This is a genomic window from Sandaracinaceae bacterium (assembly GCA_020633055.1).
In the GTDB taxonomy this organism is placed as follows: Bacteria; Myxococcota_A; Polyangia; order Polyangiales; family Houyiibacteriaceae; genus JADJJE01.
On record JACKEJ010000006.1, the window covers coordinates 937178 to 958173 of the forward strand.

Sequence of the window (20996 nt, forward strand, 5' to 3'; positions counted from 1 at the left end):
TCCGGTCAGAGCACCGTCACCTCGCCGCGGCTTCCGTCGACCACCACGCGGTCCCCCGTGGCGATCAGCTGTGTGGCCCCCGCGGCGCCGACGACCGCCGTGAGGCCGTACTCACGGGCGACCACGGAGCCATGGGAGAGCAGCCCGCCGACGTCGACGACGAGCGCAGCCGCATGCACGAAGAGGGGCGTCCAACCCGCGTCGGTGACGGGGGCGATCAGGATCTCGCCCGGCTCGAGCGTCGCCGACTGTCGAGGATCGTGGATGACGCGCGCGCGCCCCTCCACACGGCCCGGGGACACGCCCAGGCCTCGCAGCGTGCGCAGGCCCACGACGGCCGGGGGCCGGGTGGTGACGGGCGTGCCATCCTGCAGCTTCGGGACGTGCAGGCGCTCACAACGCTCGAAGTCGCGCCGCCGGAGCGCGACCCGGGCCTTCGTCTCTGCCTGGTCGAGCTGGCCCGTGAGCATGGCGCCCAGCTCGTCCACCAAGAGGAAGTGCACGTCGTCGGGGGTCTCGAAGAAGCCGCGCGCGACGCCGCGGTCGGCGGTCTCTCGGAACAGCACGCGCAGCCGGTCCGCGCGCAGCACCACGCCGTCCTTCAGCTGCTCGCGCAGGGCGATGAACCGCCGCGCGGTACCCAGGATCTTGTCGAACGCCACGCGGCGGTACACCGGCAGCCGTCGGCGCGCCTCGCGAGCCGCTTCGGCCGTCACGCGCTCCTGACGCGCACGGATGGCGTGCGGGTCCTCGGCGCCGTGAGTGATGGCGTTCCGCAGCAGCGCCAGCACCTGCGTGGGGTCCTCGCGCCAAGAGGGCTTGCGCGGCTCGGCCTCGCACACCGCGCGGTGTCCGTGGGTCTTCAGGAAGGCGTCGAGCGCACCGCGAAACGCGGCCGTCTCACGTCGCGCGGGGTCGGTCAGCCAACGCAGCCACGCGTCGTCCGACGGGTGCTCGGCGGCCGACCGTAGGAGCTGATCGTCCGCGCGGAGCAGCGTCGCGAGCTCGAACAGACCGAACGCGGGGTCTGCGCTAGGGAGCGTCCCGAGCCCAGTCACCAGGCTGGCGGCCAGCGGGCCGTCGTCGTCCAGGTGCGCGCGCGTGAAGTCGCGCAGCGCGCCGAAGGCCCCCACCGCGAAGGTCGACGCCCAGACGTGCACCATCGCGATGGGGTCGCGGTCCGGGTCGAAGCGCATCGCGGCGCCCAGCGCCTCGTCGCTGAGCGACCGGGCAAACGGCGCGTCCGTCTGCGCATGCTCGGCGCGCACCGCCTCGAGGGCGCGCGCGCCATCTCGCTCGAGGGTGCGCAGGCGCCGCAGGAGGGCACGCGTGGCGCGCCCCAGACGGAGCAGGCCGCGTGGCGTCAGGTCGCTGCGTGTGAAGGCGGGCGTGGGCGTCTCGACAGGACCCACGAACTCCTCCAGCACACGGTCCGGTGAGATGCCTGGGCTGTTGCGGGCTCCTTCGAGCAGGAACGACACACACAGGTACAGCCGGTGGTAGAAGAACCCGACGACGCGCAGCTGCGGGCTGTCGTCGATGAGCGCGCCGGTCTCCCTCAGTTGTTCGCGGAAGGCGTGGTCGATGGTAGGCGCGACCGCGCTGAAGGCGAGGGGTGTCACGCAGCCGGGGAGGACCTCGCTGATGTTGCCGTTCGAGAACAGCGGGTAGCGGGGGTCGATCGGGGTGTCGAGGCTGGCCCTGAAGGACGCGGCACGGTCTCCGTCCCCGGTGGTGATGGGCCGTGACTGCAGCAGGTGGAGGCGGTCGCCGCGCAGCGCCCACTCGATGTCCACGGGGTGACCGACCAAGCGCTCCACCCGTAGCGCCAGGTCCGCGACGCTGCGCGCCTGCGCGTCCGTCAGGCAGGCCACCACGCGTGAGCTCGCCGGGGTGGGTTCGTGGCGCACGCCACCTGGCGCCAACTCCGTTCTGACCCCCTTGCTTCCGATGCGCGTGCTCACGGTCCCACTGCCACCCCGCGGGACGCGTATGTGGTCGGGGGTGACGAGGCCAGAGACCACGGACTCTCCGAGGCCGTAGTTGGCGTCGATGACCACCGACAGCGGGTCTTGACCGGTCGGGTCCACGCTGAAGCACACCCCCGCCGCGTCCGCCGGCACGAGTCGCTGCACCACGATCGCGGCGTCCAGGCGCGCGACGCCCCGCTGCCGTTGGTAGTCGAGCGCATGCGGGGCGAGGAATGACATGAACACCGCGCCGACCGCGTCGGGGAGGTCGGCCCAAGCGACGCCGAGGCGGGTCTCGTACTGCCCGGCGAAGCTGGCGGCGCCAGAGTCTTCCGCGACCGCCGAGGAACGCACGGCGAACAGCGCGTCGTCCCCGTCGTCCAAAGCAGCTGCGGCGTCGCGCGCGAGCGCCCCCAGGTCGACGGTGGCCGGGTCCGACCCACCAGAGCCGGCTGCGGCCAGGGTCGCCGCCACCGCGTCTCGCAACGACGCGATCCGCCCCTCCAGCGCGCCCGTGGCGTCGGCAGCCGAGGCCGGTGCTGGCGCGGTGTGGTGTGCCGCGAGGGCCTCCTCGAGCGCCTGCTGCAGCGACGTCGGGAGCGCTTGCGAGATCGCGTGTGTCGTGAGCACGAAGCCATCGGGCACCGGCAGGTCCTGTCCAACGAGCCGCGCCAAGCTGCTCCCCTTCCCACCCGCGATGCGCCGGTCCTGTGCGCGTGGGTCGTCGAGGCGGAGCACCAACGGTGCGCTCGAGGGGTCGTGGCTGCGGGCGCTCATACCAGTCGTTGCTCCATGGCCTCGACGATTCCGAGGGTGGTCCGCCCCCGCCAGTGGAAGCGCGCCAGGGCCTCGTTCACGAGGCTGCCATGGCCGTCGGTCTCGATGGCGACCGGCAGCTGCCGCAACACCGTGACGTCCACCACGTGGCGTTCTCCTCCGATGCCCAGTGTCAGTGTGCTCCGCGCTGGCCAGCGGCCTCGGGCGCCCGCGTCGGGCGAGAGCTCGAAGCTGTCGAGCGGCTGCGACCGGCCACCGTAGAACGCGTAGCCGCCATCGACGACCAGCGAAAGGACCTCGACGCGCGTGGCATTGACACACAGATCCGCGCCGAACTGAAAGGACACCCAGCGCCAGCGGCGCGGCACCCGCATGTCGCGCACGCCCCAGCTGTGGTCCCGCTGCCCGCTGCCGCTCACCTCTGCGCGCACCCCGTCGACGAACACCTCACCGTGCACCCGCGTCGCCTGCTCGTAGTGCGCGGCGCCTGCCATGGACGGGAGCGCGCGTGCCGCTCGCAGCGCCAGGCCCAAACGCATCAGCCGGCCGGGCTGCGCCATGGTCTGCCACAGGGCGCGCCGAGCGACCGGCCGTTTGCGCGAGCTCGCGTGGAAGTCGTAGGGCGGGTGCAGCGAGTCCGCGGTCAGCGTGAAGCGAACCTGGCGGCGCGGGAGGTCGACGCACGCGGCTTGCATCAGGTCTCCGAACTCGGCTCCGTCGGCGGACACGAAGATCGGGCCGTCGTACCGCAGCACCCAACGATCGTAGGGGCGGAGCATCTCGAACGACAGCGCGCCGATGGCGACGCGGCTCACGTCGCTCCCGAAGGCGTCTCGCTCGAGCGGCGCGTGCAGGCGCACGAAGCCGACCTCGCCCGTCGCGAAGTAGAAGCACACGAAGCCGTCCATGTGCCCCCGATTCGGTGAGAAGCCGATGCGCATCGCCGCGCCCAGCTCCGCGCGCTCGTCGAAGAAGTTGAAGTAGTACGACTCGTTCCAGAAGCGGTCGTCCGGGGCCGCGTGCGTGTGCTCGTCCTCTCTCTCCATCGGGGTGCGGGAAGTCATGTGGGGGCCCGGAGCATCGCCCGGTCGCTCGTCGAGCACAAGCTCACCCGTTGGTGAATTGTGGGCCTGGGGGGCGCTCAGCGACCGCGCCTGCCGTCCGTCAGCTCGGCGAGTCGCTCCTGACTGACCCGGCGGATCAGCGTGAGCTCGTCGATCGTCCGGTCCAGGGCGTCCCGCCGCTCCCTCAGCTCGGCGATCATCTGCTCGGAGCGCGCGATGGCCAGCTCCAGCTGCTTGCTGCGCCCCTCGCCGTGCTCGCCGTACAGGTCCAGGTAGTGTTGCAGCTCGCGCAGCGTGAGCCCCAGCGACTTGCCGCGCAGGATGAGCTGCAGGCGCGCTCGCTCTCGGCGCGTGTAGACACGGTTCTGGCCCACGCGCCGGGGCGTGAGCAGGCCCTTCTCTTCGTAGAAGCGGATGGCGCGCGCGGTGGTCCCGAGCGACTCCGCCAGCTCACCGATGCCCCACACCTCCTGCCGCGCTGGCTGCGCGCGGTGGGCGTCCACGAAGCCGGCGGTGTCGTCCGCGCTGCGGGGAGTGGGGGGAGGGGAGGCTGGCTTGCGGCGCACGGTCATCATCTGCCCAATGAAGGAGCTGGTTGACGTATACGTTAACACGCGCTACCCCTGTTCGCCATGGACAAAGCCATCCTCACCTGCGCGCTCAACGGCGTCCTCACCAACCCCAAGCAGCACCCCGTGCCCGTCACGCCCGAGGAGATGGCTGCGTCCGCGCGCGACGCATACAACGCCGGCGCGTCCATCATGCACATCCACTTCCGGCGGCAGGAGCCCAACCTCGGCCACATGCCGTCGTGGGATCCCGCTGTGGCCAAGGCCTGTGCGGACGCCATCCGTGAGGCCTGCCCGGGTGTCATCATCAACCAGACCACCGGCGTGTTCGGGCCCGATGTGTCCGGCCCCATCGCCTGCATCGACGCGCTCGAGCCCGAGATCGCAGCCCTCAACGCAGGCAGCCTGAACTACCTCAAGCTGCGCGCAGACGGCACGTGGGCCTGGCCGCCCATGCTCTTCGACAACCCGGTCGAGAAGGTGAAGAAGATGCTCGACGCCATGCAGCGCGTCGGCACGCTCCCCGAGTTCGAGTGCTTCGACGTCGGCATCGTGCGCTCCATCGCGCTGTACATGAAGTCGGGTATGACGGACAGCGCTCAGTACAACTTCGTGATGGGCGTGGCCTCGGGTATGCCGGTCGACGTGGACCTCCTCGAGCTGCTGCTGCGCTACAAGGACGAGAAGTCCGTGTGGCAGTGCACCCTGATCGGCCGCGAGGAGATCTGGCCCGCGCACCAGAAGGCGGCCGACCTCGGCGGCATGCTCCGCACGGGCGTCGAAGACACGTTCTACTTGCCCAACGGTGACCGCACGACCGGCAACGGCCAGCTCATCGAGGCCCTGGCCACCTGTGCGCGCAACGCGGGACGCGAGGTGGCGTCTCCGGCGGAAGCCCGCGCCATGATGGGCATGGCCGCCTGAGGCCCCGGGCCCTCGGTGGCGTGACCCAATACAGGGGTCCCCAAAATGGGACTGTGATGCTACCGTCTTGCTCTCATGAGAGGGAAAGACGCTGGTCCCCTGCCGCTCCCCGCACGTTCGTGGCAGGCCGATGAGCCCCACGAAGCGCTGCGCCAACGACGCCTGCGGTGGACTGCAGGGGCCTCCGCCATCGCCGTCGCAGCCGCGCTCCCGGTGCTCGCGGTCCCTGGGACCCCCAAGGACGCGTGGGTCGCGTGGCTGGGCGCCGGCGTGGCCATGGCGGGCGCGCTCGGGAAGCTGTACGCGTTGCGGCCTGGCCAGACGGACCAGCGCCACCTGGCAGGGCCGCTCGCGGTCGTCATCGCCACCGGCGCGATGCTGATGCAGGCGTACTTCGGTATCGGTTCGGCGGCCGCTGCTCTCATCACCGTGGGGGTGCTCGCCCATGCCATGGACGACACCACGCGTTGGCCGCGGGTCGTCGTCGCGACCGTCTGCGTCGAGCACTTCGTCCTGGCCGCCCTCTCCGAGCTGCCGGGGTCGCCCATTCACCGCGTGGACTGGCATGGTCATGCGTCCACTCAAGCCGTGCGCTTGGTGGTCAACGCGGGCACGGTCATGGTGTACGTCATGGCGCACCTCTTCGGCCGTCGCCTCCTGGCGGAGAGCCTGATGGCGCAACACGAGCTGGAGACCTCCGCCCGTGCGGTCGCTCGCACCGAAGCTCTCCTCGACGACGCGCGCGCCGAGCTGGACGCGGCGCGCGCGGTGGGTCGCGGTCGCTTCACGGGGGTGCGCCTTGGTCGATTCGAGCTCGGGCGCCTGCTGGGCAGCGGGGGCATGGGCGAGGTCTACGAGGCGCGCGACGACGGTCGGCACGCCGTCGCCGTCAAGGTGCTGCGTTTCGGCCGCGGAGGCGTCAACGCGCAGTCCCTCGCGCGCTTCGAGCGCGAGAGTCGGGTGATGGCCGAGGTCCGCTCACCCTATCTGACGCGGGTCATCGAGGTGAGCGGCGACGCGGACGAGTTTCCCTTCATCGCCATGGAGCTGCTGTCGGGGATGGATCTCGAGCGCTACCTGGTGCGCTACGGCGAGCTCACCCCCGATGAGCTCTTGGTGTTGGTGCACGACGTCGCGTGCGCGCTGGACGTCGCACATCAGCACGGTGTGGTGCACCGTGACCTCAAACCTTCCAACATCTTCCGCATGGTCGTCGACGGATCGCCGTCGTTTCGCGTGATCGACTTCGGGGTCGCAGCGCTGCAGCGCGCCGACGTGAACATCACGACGCACGAAGTGGTCGGGACGCTGGGCTACATGGCCCCGGAGCAGCACCTGGAGGGGGGCACGGTCGATGGTCGGACCGACCTCTTCGCCTTGGCGACGGTCGCGCTCGAGTGCGCCACGCTGTTCCGGCCCATCGTCACGGCGCTCGACCGTCGCCTCGGGCAGTGGTCGCCCGACAGCCTCGTGCGACGGGAGCACGCGCTGTCCGAGGTCCCCACGCCGGTCGCGGCCGTCTTGCGCAGAGGTCTGGCCGACCAAGCGGCGGACCGCTTCGAGAGCTGCCTGGCGTTCCACCGCGCGCTCCGGCGGGCGTACGACGCTGCTGGCGAGCGAGAGCTGCACGACGCTCCGGCGGACGAGGTGGTGGGATTGATCCCATCGCCGAGTCGCCAGAGTCCGGGCCACGCGCCCGAACGTGAGGAGCCGACAGGCCCCGCGGACGTTTCGTCGGTGACCTTCCCCGGTTGGCGAGGCACGATGCGCCCATGACCGAGACCTCCCACTCGCTGCCGGCCATCCACGCGCACCACCTCACCGAGCTGGTGCAGCGCTGGCAGGTGGACCCGGCCGAGCTGCTGGATGGTCTCGGGGTCACCCAAGAGGACCTGACCCAGCCCGATCGGCGGCTGGAGATCTCCGTCTTCCAAGAGCTGATCGAGCGGGCCCGGACCCTCACCGGGGAGCCCGCCCTGGGTATCTACTTCGGCATGGACATGCGCGTGTCCTCGCACGGGCTCTTGGGATACGCCGCGCTCACGTCCGCCACGGTGCGCGCGGGGCTCAACCTGGCCATCCGCTACGTCCCCACCCGCACGACCGCCATCGGTCTGCGTGTCGTCGAGGGGACCGACACGGCGGCCCTGATCATCGACGAGCACGTGGACCTGGGGAGCGCGCGCGACGCGGTGCTCTTCGCATTCACCATGGGCATCTGGCAGATCGCCAAGGCCGCCACTGGGCAAGCCGTCGGAGGCGAGGCCGACTTCCCGTTTCCGCGCCCGGCGTACATGGACCGCTTCACGAAGTACATGCCGGGCGGCCTGCGCTTCGATCAGCCGGTCGCGCAGCTCGTGTTCGCGCGCGAGCTGCTCGATCTGCCCATGACCATGTCGGACCCAGCCGCCATGCAGGTGGCGCGCGAGCACTGCGAGCGGGAGCTGCAGGCCCTGGGCTTCGGCGGGGACATCGTGTCGCGCGTGCGCTCCGTGCTGCAGCCGGCAGATGGCGTGGGCTATCGCACGTTGGAAGAGGTGGCGCGCGCGCTGCACATGTCGGAGCGCACGTTGAAGCGGCGGCTCGCGACACAGGGCACCAGCTTCACCTCGGTGCTCGACGAGGCCCGCTGCGAACGGGCGATGGTGTGGTTGCGCGAGGACAAGAGCTCTCATGCCGACATCGCCGAGCGCCTCGGGTACGCCGACGCGAGCGCCTTCTCGCGGGCGTTTCGGCGCTGGACGGGTATGACCCCTGCGGTCTTTCAGCGACAGGGTCGCAGCTGACTCGTCGGGTCGGGTCCCCCATCGCTGGCCCCATCCGACCGAAATGCGGCCTCAGCCGCCCTCGTCAGAGGGGGTGCCCGTCGGCACATTGTGCACAGAAGGTCGGTAAGCACCGGCCCACGCCAAGGAAAGCACGATGCAAACGACGACTCACCCCATCGAAGTTCGGAACATGCGCTTCAACCTGGAGACCGGCGTCCCCAAGCACTGGCACGGCGGCGGACGCGGCGTGACGCTGTTCTTCGACAACCTGTCCACCCTCTTCCCGGAGGGTGAGCGCTTCTTCATCGCCAGCGTACGCGCACACCTCACGCACGTGACGGACGCCGAGCTGCGCTCCGCCGTGCGCGCTTTCTGCGGGCAGGAGGCGATGCACGGGCGCGAGCACGAGCGCATGAACGCGATGATCGACGCGCACGGGTACCCCGCGCACGAGCTGGAGGCCCGCCTCGTCAAGCTCTTGGGCCTCGTTCAAAAGACGCTCCCAAAGCGCTGGCAGCTGGCCGCCACCTGTGCGCTCGAGCACTACACGGCGCTGCTGGGTGACCTGCTGCTCAAGAACCCCGCGATCCTGGCCGAGGCGCACCCCGAGATGGTGCGCATGTGGAACTGGCACGCGGCCGAGGAGAGCGAGCACAAGTGCGTGGCCTTCGACGTCTACCAGGCCGCGGGCGGCCACACCGTCGAGCGCGGCGCCATCATGGTGCTCGCGACCGTCATTTTCTGGGCCGTGCTGTTCGAGCAGCAGGTGCGCCTGATGCACGCGGATGGCATCGCGACGTCGCCCCGCGAGTGGGTGAAGCTCGGGCGCTTCATGTTCGGCAAGCCGGCGCGCCTTCAGCAGCTGGCGCTCCCGCTGCTCGACTACTTCCGCCCGTCGTTCCATCCGCTCGACCACGGAGACACCGCGCTGGTCGAGGCGTGGCGACATGGGCACGCCCCGATCGCGGCTTGACCGACCGCTCGCCCACCAGACCCCGGTGGGCGACCGTCGAGGAGGGGACCCTGACACACGCCCGAGGGACGCTATAGTCAGGGCGTCCCATGCCAGGTCTGCTACACCCGCTGCCATGAACGAGGCCAACGCAGCCGCATCGCCCGCTCCGCGGGCGCTGATCGTCGGTTCCGTGCCCACGCGGGTGTGGGGGCTCAGCGGCGAAGAGCGCCTCCGTCGCTTGTTCGCGACGCGCGGTATCGAGGCGACCCTGGTGCCGGACGTGGCTGCCGCCGTGCTGGCGGCCGGGGCTAGCGCGGATCAGGCGGGAGCGGTCATCGGTATCCGTGGGGACTACGTTTTCGAGGCGACGTTGATCGTCAACCTCATGGCCACCGAGGGCACCGTGCTGTGCCTCCCCAGCGGCCAGCCGGTGGCCTTCCACGTCCCCTCCGCGCTCGCGCGTGACGCGGCCGCCGCGCTTGGGGAAGCCGCGCTCCCTCGGCCGCTCGCCGACAGCCAGCGCGTCGTCCTGCCGGCCGATCTCGCGTACAACCAGCAGCTGCGCAAGCGCGCCACGCCGTACGTCTTGCCCATCTCCGACGAAGCGCGCGACGCCATCGAGCGCCAAGTGTTCGCCGGGTCGTACAAGGGCGTGACGGACGTCGCCACCAAGTACCTGTTTCCGTTTCCGGTGCGCAAGCTCACTCAGCTCAGCGCCGCCCTGGGGCTGCGCCCGAACCACGTCACCACGCTCAGCTTCGTGCTCACCGTGTTGGCGACGTGGCTCTTCTACCGTGGCCAATTCGGGCTCGGCGTGATCGTGGGTTGGGGCATGTGCCTGCTCGACTCGGTCGACGGCAAGCTCGCGCGCGTGACGCTCACCTCTTCGAAGTTCGGAGACTACTTCGACCACTCGATCGACCTGGTGCACCCGCCCTTCTGGTACTGGGGGTTCATGACGGGCCTGGGTGCTGCGTTCTCCGACCACCCCTGGTCCACCGCGGTGTTCTGGTCGATCATGATCCTCTACGTGGCGCAGCGGCTGCTCGAGGGGCTGTTCATCGTCGGGTTCGGCGTCGAGATGCACATCTGGCGCCCGGTCGACAGCGCGTTCCGTCTGGTGACGGCCCGTCGCAACCCGAACCTCATCATCCTGACGCTGGCCACGCTCGTGGGGCGGCCCCTCGAGGGCATCCTCGTCGTCGCAGCCTGGACGGTGTTCAGCTTCGTCGTGCACCTGCTGCAGGTGGTGCAGGCCGCGCTCTACAAGGCGACCGGGCGGCCCATCGTGTCGTGGCTCACCCAGGAAGCACCCGCCGACTGATCATGCTGCACCGCGCCATCATCCTCGCCGCCGGCCGCGGCGCCCGGCTCCAGCCGCTCACGGACGACCGCCCCAAGTGCCTCCTGCCGTTGGGGCAGGGCACCATCCTCAGCCGGCAGCTGGACGCGTGCCTCTCCATCGGCGTGGACGACATCGTGCTCGTCACGGGCTATGCGTTCGAGATGATGGAGGCCGAGGTCGCCCGCTGGCGGGCCGCTGCGGGCACCAAGGCGCGCGTCTCGACGGTCTACAACCCCTACTTCGCGACCACCAACAACATGTTCTCGCTGTGGGTCGCCCGACACTTCATGGACCGAGACTTCTTGGTCATCAACGCCGACAACGTGTTCGCCGTGGACACGCTGCGTGCCATCGCGCGCTGCGACGAGCATCCCATCCTGGTGCCCGTGGCGCAGCGTCCGGCGTACGACGCCGAGGACATGAAGGTGCGCATCGTCGACGGACGCATCCTCGAGATCGCCAAGACCATCCCGCTCGACGAGGCCTCGGGCGAGTCTCTGGGCATCCGCGCCTTTTTTCGAGAGGGGCGCCAGCTGCTGAGCGACGAGCTCGAGGCGATGGGGCGGGACTCGGACCCCGCGACGGCGTGGTACATCACGGCCGTCGAGCGCATCGCGCAGCGTGGAGGACCGGTGGGGGTGCTCTACGTCGACGGGGACGCGTGCATGGACGTTGACTTCGCGGCTGACCTCGAGCGGGCTCAACGGCAGTTCGGCTGAGCCCGGCGCGCGCCCGTGCATCACGCTCAGGGGCGTGCGGCGGCCAGGATCGCGTGGGCGAGTGTGAGCTCCACGGTCTGCCCGTGGGCGACCAGCGCCAGGGTCTGTCCGGCTGTGGCGATGAGCCCGTCCAGCTCGACGACACCCTCCAACACGCACAGCGCCGCCGCTCCCTGCGAGCTCCAGTCGGGCAGCTCGCACGAGCCCGAGCCTGCGAGGCGCATGACCGACAGGTCTTTGCTGGGCACCGCCACGCGACCCCGTCGGTCCGAGCTCGGCTCCTCGAGCGTGGGGCTGGTCAGCAACTGCTGCACCGGGGGGTCCCACGCGCGGGCGACTTCGGTGCGCACCCGGATCTCGTCCACGAAACCCGGGCGGGTGACCCGCGCCCAGTCCGTGACCGCCAGGGCGTGCGCGACGTGCAGCTCGCGCGCCTCGCCGCTCGGGTCCGCTCGCCCATGCGCGTCGTAGCGGCGGTTCCAGTCCCAGTAGCGGTACGTGACCCCCGACCACCCGGGGAGCACGCGCTGCGGCTCCACCAGCATCACGCCGGCCCCGATGGCGTGCGGGGTCCCTGCGTCGATCACGAAGAAGTCACCCGGCTCCACCTGGACGAAGTGCATCAGGGCGCTGACATCTTCGCTCTCTGCCAGCGCCCGCGCGACGCGCGCCTCCGTGACGCCCGGTTTGAACCCGAGGAACAGCCCGGCGCCTGGGTCTCGCGCCAACACGTACCAGGCCTCGGGCTTGCCAGACTGCCCGGCGGTGAGGCCCGCGTAGTCGTCCGCCGGGTGGATCTGCACGGACAGGGGCTCGGCGGCGTCCAGGAGCTTCAGCAAGAGCGTGCTCTCGACCGCGTCAGCGAGTGGCGTCCCGTCGACCAGGCTCGGGAACGCAGGGTCCAGCGAGAACACCCACGCCTCGCCGACGCGCTGCCCCGCGTCCAGTCCGAGCGCCGCGCGGTAGTGCTCCGCCATACGCGTCCCGCCCCAGGGCGTGCGGCTCGTGGGCGTGATGGCAGGGGTGGTCCGCACCGCGTTCAGTCGGTTTTTTGGTGGGGTCATGGATCACATGTAGGTTGGTTGCCGTCCGTCCCAACCCAGGAGCCCCATCATGCGCTACATCGGTCGTGAACGCCGCATCCACCAAGTGTTCGTTACCCGCAACACCGAGTACCACGTACGCCGCAACCAGTGCGTGGGGGTGCGTGACGCGCGCACGGGCGAGTGGATGCAGGGTCACTTGGCGCTCCGCAGCCGCGTGTCGGGGGGCCTCACCTTCCTCGCGGCCGGCGGCGTCCGCGCCACCGACGGGGTGCCCAGCGTCGGCGAGTCCTTGTTCTTCGTAGCCAGCGGTCGCGATCTCGTCACCAGCCCCATCGTGCGCATCGAGCGCCCCGAGCGCGCCATCGTCGAGCAGTACGAGGACTGACGGACGGCCGCCGTGCAGCGGGGCGTGCTATACCCGCTGCGCGTGACCTCGCCTCCGAAATCGATTCGTGTCGTCGCCGCGCTCGTCGAGCGAGACGGGCGCTATCTCATCACCCAGCGGCGTCCGAGCGCCGTGCTGCCCCTCCTCTGGGAGTTCCCGGGCGGTCGCGTGGAGCCCCGCGAGTCCGACGCCCAGGCGCTCTGCCGCGAGTTCGCCGAGCGGCTCGGCGACGCGGTGCAGCTGCAGGTGGGAGACCTCATCTCGTTCGTCAGTCACCCCTACGAGCACTACACGGTGGACCTCTACCTGTACCAGTGCGCGTTCGCGGACGTGTCCGCCCCGCTCGAGACCCGCTCGGTGCATGGCTTCCGCTGGGTGACCTCGGACGAGTTCGACGAGCTGCCCTTCACCCCCGCCGACGAAGCGTCCATGAGCCAGCTGCTCGGAGAGGGCTGACGTGAGCGCGGTCCCCGCCGTGTGCCCCGTGTGCAGCACACCCATCCCCAGCGGCGCGACGCGCTGTCCAGGGTGCGCGCGGGTCTTCGGTGAGGACAACCGCTGCCCCCACTGCCACGCGGTGGCTGGCGTGCGTGCGCGGGGCGGGGGCTACGTCTGCGTCGCGTGCAACAAGCCGCGCACCGTCAAGCCTGGCACGGTCGTGCTCGGCGGCGACGGCGCTGGGGCCGCGATGGAGCCGGTCTCGGGGGCGCAGCTGGAGCTCGCCGCGGGGCGCTCCGCCGGGACGGCCCTGCGGGCCTTCGGCGCGTTCTCCATGGCCGCTGGGGTGCTCGGGGCCGGGGCCCTGCTCTTGGTCTTTCCCTTCGGCGCTGGGGTGGTCGTAGGGGCCGCGGCGTTGGGCCTGGCCGGGGTCGGTGTGGGCGGTCTGTCCGTGCGCGCCGGCAACCGCGCCGGTGACGCTGCGATCGCGCGGGCCAAGCGCAAGGCCGAGCTGGACGTGCTGCGCCTGGCAGAGCAGCGCGGCGGCGTGCTGACCGTCACGGACGTCGCGACCGAGCTGCACATGACGTCGGCCGACGCGGAGCAGCTGCTCACGAACCTGGCCGCGGATGGCGCACGGGTGAGCGTGGACATCAGCTCCGAGGGGGTGGTGCTGTTCCGCTTCGTCGAGCTGGTCGGTCGAGGTCCCAAGGTGCGTGTGGCGCCCGTGGACGAGCTCAGCGCGCGCTTCGAAGAGCTGGAGGCGCGCGAACGGCAGCGAGCGCGCGAGGCCGAGCACGAGGGGTGAGCCCGCGGGCATCACGGTGCCCGCGGCGCGCCTGGCCCGGTCCTGTCGGTGTGCCCACGACCGTCATCCACCCGCGGCAGCCGGACCGTCAGGGCGCCCCGCCGCCACAGGAGCGGGCGGGACGGGAACCGCCATCGCGTACCATGCGCCGTCGCAGCCCTCGTGGGGCTTCCATGTCCCCGGCGGGCCGTGGTAGCACCACAGCATGACCTCAGCCGTCACGACGGAGTCGCGACTCCAGATCAGGTCCGCCACCAAGCCGGACTTCGATCAAATCGTGGCCGTTCTGGACCGCTGGTGGGGGGGACCATCGCCGGAGCGCGCCCACCCCTTGTTCTTCCACGAGTTCGGTGAGACCGCCCTGGTCGCCGAGGAGGGGGGGCTGCTGGTCGGCTTCCTGCTCGGCCTGCACACCCGCTCACAGCCCGCGACAGGGTACATCCACTTGGTGGGCATCCACCCAGAGCACCGCCGCCGTGGTGTTGGACAGGACCTCTACACCACGTTCTGCGAACACGCGCGCGCGGCGGGGATGGCGCGCGTCAAGGCCATCGCCGCGGTGGGACACGAGGGACCCACACGCTTCCACCTCGCCCTCGGATTCGAGGGCGCGGAGGACCCGGACTACGCTGGTCGCGGTCGCGCCCGCATGGTCTTCACCAAGGACCTTTGACGCACTGCGCCGATCGTGGCTATCCTCCCGCTTTCACTCCACTTGGGCAGACCACATGACCTACTCTGCGGCCCAGACCGCTCGCACCGCGCGTGAACGCCTCGGCCAGGCGCTCGCCGCGCTCCAGCAGCACTCCGACATCCCCGAAGACGTCATGGCGGTCGCCTCCAACATCGCGCAGTCCATCGGGGCCCTGTTCGAGGCCGAGCGCGCGTCGTCCGAGCTCGACGGTCGCGCGTCGGTGAAGAACGCGCTCGGGACGCTGGGGCAGACACTCGCGCTGCTGCAGGACGTACCGGCCCAATACAAGCAGCGCCTGGAGCCAGCGGTCGAGGCCATCGCGGCGTCCATGAGCGCGCTGTACCCGCTCGCGCACGCGCCGTCGATGCCGCCTGCGCAGTCCGCCTACGCCGCGACCGCGGTCGGACACATCCCACCGCACGCGCCTGTGCCCAAGGAGGCCCACGTGGCCGCTGCGGCGCCAGCGCCCTCGCCGTCGCAATACTCCTACCAGGCTCCCGTGTCCGAACAGGCGGCGCCCGCGGCAGCCCCGTACGTGGCGCCTGCAGCTGCTGCGCCCGCTCCAGCGGCATTGCAGCCAGCCCCCGCACCGGCCCCGGAACCCGAGCCCGTCGCGCGCACGCGCACCTCCGGGCCACCCCCCGCCCCGACGCCGGCGGGCGCGCGTGCGTCGGTCGAGGCCAACATCGGCGCCACCACCGAGAGCAACTTCTTCGTGGGGTTCTCCGGCGAGATCTCCGAGGGCGGCGTTTTCCTCGCCACGTACGACGTGCTGGCGGTGCGCAGCTCGGTCGAGGTGCTGGTCACGCTCCCGGGCGGCTACGAGTTCAAGGTCAACGGGTGGGTCCGCTACGTGCGCGACCCGTTCGACTTCAGCGCCGACTCCGATCCCGGCATGGGCATCCAGTTCGAGAACCTGCAGGCCAAGGACCGCGAGCTGATCATGCGCTTCATCCGCAAGCGCGCGCCCACGTTCTACGACGACTGAGCGAGGCTCACGGGGCTTCGGTCACGCGAGGCCTCAGGTGGTGTACTCGGCGTTGACCTTGACGTACTCGTAGCTGAGGTCGCAGCCCCACACGGTGGCGGAGCCGTTGCCGCCCCCGACGGCGACGTCGATGGTGACCTTCTTGCGGTCGCGGATGCTGGCGCTGACCGCGCCGAGGTCGAGGGGCACCGCGGCGCCACGGTCGAACAGCAGCGCGTCGTTGATGTGGATGCGGATCTGCGTGGGATCGAGCAGCGCTTCGCGGCCGGGGCCCGGCTTGCCGATGGCCATCACCACGCGCCCCCAGTTGGGGTCCGCCCCGAAAACGGCGGCCTTCATCAACGGCGAGTTGATGATCTGCTTGGCCATCGCCTTCGCGTCCACGTCGTTGTCGGTGCCGTGCACGCGCGCCTCGATCAGCTTCGTCGCGCCTTCGGCCTGATAGACGACCTCGCGCGCGAGCTTGAGGCACATGGCCGTGAGGCACGCCTCGAGGTCACGCTCTGCGTCTGGCGACGTGGCGACCGCCCCGGTCGACAGGAGCATGAGCGAGTCGCTGGTGCTGGTGTCGGTGTCGACCGAGATGGCGTTGAACGTGGCGTCCACCGCGCGCTTCACGAGCGCGTTCAGGCGCTCGCTGGGGACGTCCAGGTTGGTGAAGAAGTAGACCAGCATGGTGGCCATGTTGGGCTCGATCATCCCCGCGCCCTTGGCCATGCCGGCCAGCACCACGTCGCCGAAGCGCGCCGACGCGACCTTCGGGCCGCGGTCCGTGGTGAGGATGGCGGACGCCACGTCCGGGAGCAGGCCTTCTTGCAGGGCCTCGGGCAGCTGCGCGATGGCGGCGTTGACCTTGGCCATCGGCAACGACACGCCAATGACGCCCGTGGCCGATGTGAGGACGTCGACGTCGCGCACGCCGAGGCGCTTGGCGACGGCGTTCACGATGGCGCGCGTGTCGTCCATGGCCGTGGGCGTGAACACGTTGGCGTTCTTGCTGATGACCACCAGCGTCTGCGCGGTGCCGTCCGCCAGGTGCGCGCGGTCCAGCGTGACCGCAGGGCTGCACGAGCGGTTGCGCGTGAAGACACCGGTGGCGGGACCCGCAGCGTCCATGGTCACCACCATGAAGTCGAGGGTATCCGCGTACTTGATGCCTGCTTTCAGCGCTGCGCTGCGCAGCCCCGCCGGCTGGTGCTCGAGCGTGTCCGCGAGCGTGACGCGGCCGCCGGTGAGCGCCGAGTCGAACGAGAAGCGTGTGGCGTCGGGATCACCGTCGGTGGGCTCCTCGACGTGCACGAGGGCAAGCTGCGCGTGGCTCATGCGGCTGTCTTACGTCGCCGCGCCTTTACCAGCAAGAGGCTCAGCGCGACTTCGCGCGCCCGGCGCCGTTTGGCCGGGCCTCGCGTGCTGGGGCACGCTTGGCCAGGTAGCTCGCGGCCAGCACGCCGCCCAGGCAGCCGAACAGGTGACCCTGCCACGAGATGCCAGGTTGGCCTGGCAGCACGCCGGGGAGCAGGCCGCCCCACAGCACCGCGGCGACCACGCTCAGCACGATGGCGAGGGGCTTGCGCTCGAACCAGCCGGTGGTCAGCAGGTACCCCAGGTAGCCGTAGACCACACCGCTGGCGCCGATGTGCACGCTGTTGGAAGGCGCGATGAGCCACACGCCCAGGCCCCCGACGAACATCGCGCTGAGGAACACCACGACGTAGTCGCGGACGCTGCGCAGGATGACGGCGCCCCCCAGGAACAGCATGCCGATGCTGTTGTTGAGGACGTGCTGGAAGCCGCCGTGCAGGAACGGCGCAAGCAGGATGCCCACCAGGCCCGCCTGGGTGCGGGGACGAATGCCGAAGACGTCCAGCGTCATCCCCGGCAGCACGGTGTCGATGGCCTCGACCACCCACCACGACGCGATGACGAAGAGCAGCAGCCACTTGTAGAGCGTGAACTCTCTTCGAAGCGCCACCATCGCGGACTCGCGCTGACCCATGCGTGGGAGCGTAGCAGCCGTGCGCCGAACCGCCCGCCTATCGCGCGGCGCGCCGCGCGTGGGCCGAACGGCGGCGCCACGTCACGAGGGCCAGCGTCGCGAGCGCCGTGAGCAGCGGCGACGCGAGGGAACCCTGAGCGCTCACCACGGCGTCGCACCGCGACGTGTGCGGGCTCGCGCCCCCGGAGCTGGCCCGCGAGAGCGCACCCTCCTGCGCGATGCTCACGTCCGAACCAGCCACGGCGACGCGACCCCACTGGTCCACCAGGGAAGCACGCGCGCTCCGGCCGGCGAGGCGGTAGTCTCCCGGGGGTCGGTCGCCGCCGCAGTGTCCGCCCATGCTCCCGCCGATCTCCAATTCGCGCGCCGCCGACGCTAGGGCGCTCGACGGGATGTCCAGCTGGGCACGCGACCCGTCGAGCGCGAACACCAGCGCGACCGCCTCGCGAGGCAACGGCGCACCGAGCGTGATGCGGTCCGTCCAGGTGCGCCCACCGTAGCGCCCCTCGGACTCTCGCTCGCGATGCACCACCGAGCTCACCTGTGGCGCGGCGAGGGGAGGGAGCGCGCGTGCCGCCACCGTGACGCTCACGGGTGCGCTCAACCCTTCGACCTGGTACGCGCCGGGCGCGAGCGACGGCTCGGCGTGGTAGGCCACGAGACCCGGTCCCACGAGCTCACCCGCGAGATCCTGTGCGAAGTCGTCTCCGCCCGTCACCCTCAGTGAGGGGGGCGCGATGGCGCCGTCGGACGTGTACACCTGCGTGCCGGTGCGGTCCATCGACACCACCAGCAGCAGCGGGAGCTCCGGCGGAAGCGGCTGGTCGGTGGGCGTGCGCAGCGTGACGTAGTATTGCGGCGCCGGGCACATCGCGCGTGCGGGCAGGGCGCTGGCCAGCAGCGACAGCATGAGCCAGCCGAGGGCCACCCGAGTGCGTGAGGTCGTCATGGGGGGACTATAGCGTGCCGTCGTCGTGCCCTGGTCGCAGGCGACAGACCGTGTCGGGGGGCACCCCACGTCTCGGACGCTCGGCGTAGAACTAGAACGTGTTTCACTTTTCCCGAGTTCTGCTACGTTAGGCCCATGAGTGAAGAATGCCCGCGTGGGGACCTCGAGTTCGGCACCATCCCCGGCATGGTGGAGCGCTGCGCCGCGACCTACGGTGATGCGCTGGCCGTCGTGGACGGCGACGTGCGAATCAGCTTCGTCGACTTCGCGGCGCGCGTGGAGCAGGCGGCTCGAGCGTACATGGCGGCAGGCGTCGAGAAGGGCGACCGCGTCGCCATCTGGGCACCGAACATGTGGGAGTGGATGGTGGTGGCCGTGGGCGCGCACGCCGCGGGTGCGGTCGTGGTGCCCGTGAACACGCGGTACAAGGGCATCGAGGCCGCGTTCCTGCTCAAGAAGAGCGGCGCCAAGGTGTTGCTCACCGTGTCGGGCTTCCTCGGGAACGACTACATCGCGCTGCTCGCGTCCGCTGGGGAAGACCTCCCGGCGCTCACCAAGACGGTCATCCTGCGCGGCGATGTCTCGGCGGGCAGCGAGTCGCTGGCCACCTTCTTGGCGGGCGCCGAGCGCGTCAGCGAGGCTGACGCCGCAGCCCGCCGCGCGGAGCTGAGCCCCGACGACATCGCGGACGTGCTCTTCACGTCGGGCACCACGGGGGAGCCCAAGGGCGCGATGTGCAGCCACGCGCAGGACCTCCGCACCTTCCGCGCCTGGAGCTACATCGCGGGGTTGCGGCCGGGTGACCGCTACCTGGTGGTCATGCCCTTCTTCCACAGCTTCGGGTACAAGGCCGGCTGGCTGTCGGCCCTGATGAACGGCTGCACCACGTATCCCGAGCCCGTCTTCAGTGTCGACGTGGTGCTCGAGCGCACGCAGAAGGACGGCATCACCGTGCTGCCGGGCCCGCCCGCGCTCTACCAGTCCATCCTCATGCACCCCAAGCGCGCGGACTACGACATCTCGTCGCTGCGCCTGGCAGTCACCGGTGCGGCGAGCATCCCCGTCGAGCTGATCGAGCGCATGCGCGACGAGCTTCGCTTCGACACGGTCATCACGGCCTACGGCCTCACGGAGAGCTGCGGCTGCGTGACCATGTGCCGTCAGGGGGACTCCCCCGAGACCATCGCGCAGACCTCCGGCCGGGCCATGCCAGACGTCGAGGTGCGCATCGTCGACGCCGACAACCAGCCGGTGCCCGTGAACGAGCCGGGAGAGATCGTGCTGCGCGGCTACAACGTGATGGTGGGCTACCTCGACGCCGAGGAGCAGACCCGCGAGGCCATCGACGCCGACGGGTGGCTCCACACGGGCGACGTGGGGACCCTCGACGAGCAGGGCAACATCCGCATCACCGACCGCATGAAGGACATGTTCATCGTCGGGGGGTTCAACGCCTATCCGGCCGAGATCGAGAACACGTTGCTGCGTATGCCGGGCGTGGGCGAGGTGGCCGTCATCGGCGTGCCCGACGAGCGCTTGGGTGAGGTGGGCATGGCGTTCGTGGTGCTCGCCCCCGGTGCCAGCGTCACGCCTGAACAGATCCTCGCGTGGTCGCGCGACAACATGGCGAACTTCAAGGTGCCGCGCAGCGCCAAGGTGGTCGACGCGCTCCCGCGGAATCCCACCGGCAAGGTCCAGAAGTTCAAGCTGCGGGAGTCCCTCGATGTCTGAGTCCGTGTTTCCCGAGGGGGTCGCCCTCGTCATCGGTGGGAGCGGCGGCGTCGGCCGCGTCATCGCCACGACCCTCGCCCAGCAGGGGTGTGATGTGGCCGTGACCTTCCGCTCGAACGAAGCGGCGGCGCAGGCCGTGGTCGCAGAGATCGAGGGCATGGGCCGGCGCGCCTCGGCTCACCCGCTGTCGTTGACGGACGAGCCCAGCGTGGGCGCCTGCGTCGCGGCGGTGACGGAGCGCTACGGGCGCCTGCACACCGTGGTGCACGCCGCGGGCAGCCCCATCGACCAGCCCTATTTCTCCGGGGTCACGCCCGAGCAGTGGCGCGGCGTGATGGACGCCGACGTGAACGGCTTCTTCCACGTCGCACACCACGCGCTCGCCCCGCTCAAGGCGGGCGGCGGCGGGTCGTTCGTCTACATCAGCAGCGCCGGGCTCGCGCGCTACCCCACCGGAGACGTGCTCTCGGTGGCCCCCAAGGGGGCGGTGGAGGCCCTGCTGCGCGCCATCGCCAAGGAGGAGGGGCGCTTTGGGGTGCGCGCCAACAGCGTCGCGCTCGGTGTCATCGACGCGGGCATGTTCCACCGCCTGGTCGAGACGGGTGAGCTCAACCAGGCGTACCTCGACGCGTCGAAGCGCAACATTGCGTTGCGGCGCTTCGGGCGTGCGGAGGAGGTGGCCGAGGCGGTGGCGTTCCTTTCGTCTTCGCGCGCCAGCTACATCACGGGCCAGACGCTCATGCTGGACGGCGGCTACAGCATCTGACGGAGTGGCCCATGGCGTGCGGGCCATCGAGGGGCGGCCCGGCCGGAGCACGGCAGCCCGGGAGCGTCGCGCGTCGCGGAGCGGTGGCGCCGCGGTGCGCTGTC

The 20996-nt window shown here is 70.5% G+C and carries 20 protein-coding genes; 13 read left to right on the plus strand and 7 right to left on the minus strand.

What is annotated here, in order from left to right:
• Positions 1-5: 5 nt before the first annotated feature.
• The 3 genes from H6726_13350 to H6726_13360 form a co-directional block, all read right to left on the minus strand.
• Positions 6-2747, minus strand: a complete 2742-nt coding sequence (locus H6726_13350) for a hypothetical protein (GenBank protein ID MCB9658629.1) — start codon at positions 2745-2747, stop codon at positions 6-8.
• On the minus strand, positions 2744-3811 hold the full coding sequence (locus H6726_13355; GenBank protein MCB9658630.1) for a hypothetical protein: 1068 nt from the start codon (positions 3809-3811) through the stop codon (positions 2744-2746). The genes H6726_13350 and H6726_13355 overlap by 4 nt, the downstream gene beginning before the upstream one ends.
• Before the next feature lie 77 nt (positions 3812-3888).
• Positions 3889-4386, minus strand: a complete 498-nt coding sequence (locus H6726_13360; GenBank protein ID MCB9658631.1) for a MerR family DNA-binding transcriptional regulator — start codon at positions 4384-4386, stop codon at positions 3889-3891.
• A 57-nt stretch (positions 4387-4443) separates the two neighbouring features.
• Here H6726_13360 and H6726_13365 point away from each other — a divergent pair, with 57 nt between their 5' ends.
• From H6726_13365 to H6726_13390, 6 genes are all read left to right on the plus strand, one after another.
• The gene (locus H6726_13365; protein ID MCB9658632.1) at positions 4444-5304 is read left to right on the plus strand and encodes a 3-keto-5-aminohexanoate cleavage protein; all 861 of its coding nucleotides are present in this window, start codon (positions 4444-4446) and stop codon (positions 5302-5304) included.
• A gap of 75 nt (positions 5305-5379) precedes the next feature.
• On the plus strand, positions 5380-7080 hold the full coding sequence (locus H6726_13370) for a serine/threonine protein kinase (GenBank protein MCB9658633.1): 1701 nt from the start codon (positions 5380-5382) through the stop codon (positions 7078-7080).
• On the plus strand, positions 7077-8090 hold the full coding sequence (locus H6726_13375; GenBank protein ID MCB9658634.1) for an AraC family transcriptional regulator: 1014 nt from the start codon (positions 7077-7079) through the stop codon (positions 8088-8090). Before H6726_13370 ends, H6726_13375 begins: the two co-directional genes overlap by 4 nt.
• Before the next feature lie 136 nt (positions 8091-8226).
• A complete protein-coding gene (locus H6726_13380; GenBank protein MCB9658635.1) occupies positions 8227-9045 on the plus strand; it encodes a metal-dependent hydrolase in 819 nt (272 codons plus the stop codon).
• 115 nt (positions 9046-9160) lie between these two features.
• Positions 9161-10351: a CDP-alcohol phosphatidyltransferase family protein gene (locus H6726_13385; GenBank protein ID MCB9658636.1), complete on the plus strand. Its 1191-nt coding sequence runs from the start codon at positions 9161-9163 to the stop codon at positions 10349-10351.
• Between the two features lie 2 nt (positions 10352-10353).
• A complete protein-coding gene (locus tag H6726_13390; protein ID MCB9658637.1) occupies positions 10354-11091 on the plus strand; it encodes a phosphocholine cytidylyltransferase family protein in 738 nt (245 codons plus the stop codon).
• Between the two features lie 26 nt (positions 11092-11117).
• Here H6726_13390 and H6726_13395 read toward each other — a convergent pair whose 3' ends face one another.
• Positions 11118-12155, minus strand: a complete 1038-nt coding sequence (locus H6726_13395) for a class I mannose-6-phosphate isomerase (protein ID MCB9658638.1) — start codon at positions 12153-12155, stop codon at positions 11118-11120.
• 49 nt (positions 12156-12204) lie between these two features.
• On the opposite strand from H6726_13395, the gene H6726_13400 reads away from it, so the two are divergent.
• The 5 genes from H6726_13400 (at position 12205) to H6726_13420 (ending at position 15450) form a co-directional block, all read left to right on the plus strand.
• Entirely contained in the window at positions 12205-12522 is a 318-nt protein-coding gene (locus H6726_13400) for a hypothetical protein (GenBank protein MCB9658639.1), read from the plus strand.
• Positions 12523-12564: 42 nt separating this feature from the next.
• Positions 12565-12978, plus strand: coding sequence for a (deoxy)nucleoside triphosphate pyrophosphohydrolase (locus H6726_13405; protein MCB9658640.1), 414 nt, complete (start codon positions 12565-12567; stop codon positions 12976-12978).
• Between the two features lies 1 nt (position 12979).
• A complete protein-coding gene (locus H6726_13410) occupies positions 12980-13768 on the plus strand; it encodes a zinc ribbon domain-containing protein (protein ID MCB9658641.1) in 789 nt (262 codons plus the stop codon).
• Between the two features lie 205 nt (positions 13769-13973).
• On the plus strand, positions 13974-14441 hold the full coding sequence (locus H6726_13415) for a GNAT family N-acetyltransferase (GenBank protein MCB9658642.1): 468 nt from the start codon (positions 13974-13976) through the stop codon (positions 14439-14441).
• Positions 14442-14496: 55 nt separating this feature from the next.
• Complete coding sequence (locus H6726_13420; GenBank protein MCB9658643.1) at positions 14497-15450, plus strand: PilZ domain-containing protein; 954 nt, start codon at positions 14497-14499, stop codon at positions 15448-15450.
• Between the two features lie 33 nt (positions 15451-15483).
• On the opposite strand, the gene argJ is transcribed toward H6726_13420, so the two are convergent.
• The 3 genes from argJ to H6726_13435 are packed head-to-tail and all read right to left on the minus strand — an operon-like array spanning position 15484 to position 18395.
• Positions 15484-16773, minus strand: coding sequence for a bifunctional glutamate N-acetyltransferase/amino-acid acetyltransferase ArgJ (argJ, locus tag H6726_13425; protein MCB9658644.1), 1290 nt, complete (start codon positions 16771-16773; stop codon positions 15484-15486).
• Positions 16774-16813: 40 nt separating this feature from the next.
• A complete protein-coding gene (locus H6726_13430; GenBank protein MCB9658645.1) occupies positions 16814-17446 on the minus strand; it encodes a rhomboid family intramembrane serine protease in 633 nt (210 codons plus the stop codon).
• A gap of 37 nt (positions 17447-17483) precedes the next feature.
• A complete protein-coding gene (locus H6726_13435; GenBank protein MCB9658646.1) occupies positions 17484-18395 on the minus strand; it encodes a hypothetical protein in 912 nt (303 codons plus the stop codon).
• Between the two features lie 135 nt (positions 18396-18530).
• Between H6726_13435 and H6726_13440 the strand changes: the two genes are divergently transcribed.
• On the plus strand, positions 18531-20126 hold the full coding sequence (locus tag H6726_13440; protein ID MCB9658647.1) for an AMP-binding protein: 1596 nt from the start codon (positions 18531-18533) through the stop codon (positions 20124-20126).
• Complete coding sequence (locus tag H6726_13445) at positions 20119-20892, plus strand: SDR family oxidoreductase (protein MCB9658648.1); 774 nt, start codon at positions 20119-20121, stop codon at positions 20890-20892. The genes H6726_13440 and H6726_13445 overlap by 8 nt, the downstream gene beginning before the upstream one ends.
• Positions 20893-20996: the final 104 nt, after the last annotated feature.

Excerpts from the sequence above, each read along its gene's own strand:
- H6726_13350 (MCB9658629.1), bottom strand. The coding sequence starts at position 2,747 with ATGAGCGCCCGCAGCCACGACCCCTCGAGCGCACCGTTGGTGCTCCGC.
- H6726_13355 (MCB9658630.1), bottom strand. The coding sequence starts at position 3,811 with ATGACTTCCCGCACCCCGATGGAGAGAGAGGACGAGCACACGCACGCG.
- H6726_13360 (MCB9658631.1), bottom strand. The coding sequence starts at position 4,386 with ATGATGACCGTGCGCCGCAAGCCAGCCTCCCCTCCCCCCACTCCCCGC.
- H6726_13365 (MCB9658632.1), top strand. The coding sequence starts at position 4,444 with ATGGACAAAGCCATCCTCACCTGCGCGCTCAACGGCGTCCTCACCAAC.
- H6726_13370 (MCB9658633.1), top strand. The coding sequence starts at position 5,380 with ATGAGAGGGAAAGACGCTGGTCCCCTGCCGCTCCCCGCACGTTCGTGG.
- H6726_13375 (MCB9658634.1), top strand. The coding sequence starts at position 7,077 with ATGACCGAGACCTCCCACTCGCTGCCGGCCATCCACGCGCACCACCTC.
- H6726_13380 (MCB9658635.1), top strand. The coding sequence starts at position 8,227 with ATGCAAACGACGACTCACCCCATCGAAGTTCGGAACATGCGCTTCAAC.
- H6726_13385 (MCB9658636.1), top strand. The coding sequence starts at position 9,161 with ATGAACGAGGCCAACGCAGCCGCATCGCCCGCTCCGCGGGCGCTGATC.
- H6726_13390 (MCB9658637.1), top strand. The coding sequence starts at position 10,354 with ATGCTGCACCGCGCCATCATCCTCGCCGCCGGCCGCGGCGCCCGGCTC.
- H6726_13395 (MCB9658638.1), bottom strand. The coding sequence starts at position 12,155 with ATGACCCCACCAAAAAACCGACTGAACGCGGTGCGGACCACCCCTGCC.
- H6726_13400 (MCB9658639.1), top strand. The coding sequence starts at position 12,205 with ATGCGCTACATCGGTCGTGAACGCCGCATCCACCAAGTGTTCGTTACC.
- H6726_13415 (MCB9658642.1), top strand. The coding sequence starts at position 13,974 with ATGACCTCAGCCGTCACGACGGAGTCGCGACTCCAGATCAGGTCCGCC.
- H6726_13420 (MCB9658643.1), top strand. The coding sequence starts at position 14,497 with ATGACCTACTCTGCGGCCCAGACCGCTCGCACCGCGCGTGAACGCCTC.
- argJ (MCB9658644.1), bottom strand. The coding sequence starts at position 16,773 with ATGAGCCACGCGCAGCTTGCCCTCGTGCACGTCGAGGAGCCCACCGAC.
- H6726_13430 (MCB9658645.1), bottom strand. The coding sequence starts at position 17,446 with ATGGGTCAGCGCGAGTCCGCGATGGTGGCGCTTCGAAGAGAGTTCACG.
- H6726_13435 (MCB9658646.1), bottom strand. The coding sequence starts at position 18,395 with ATGACGACCTCACGCACTCGGGTGGCCCTCGGCTGGCTCATGCTGTCG.
- H6726_13440 (MCB9658647.1), top strand. The coding sequence starts at position 18,531 with ATGAGTGAAGAATGCCCGCGTGGGGACCTCGAGTTCGGCACCATCCCC.
- H6726_13445 (MCB9658648.1), top strand. The coding sequence starts at position 20,119 with ATGTCTGAGTCCGTGTTTCCCGAGGGGGTCGCCCTCGTCATCGGTGGG.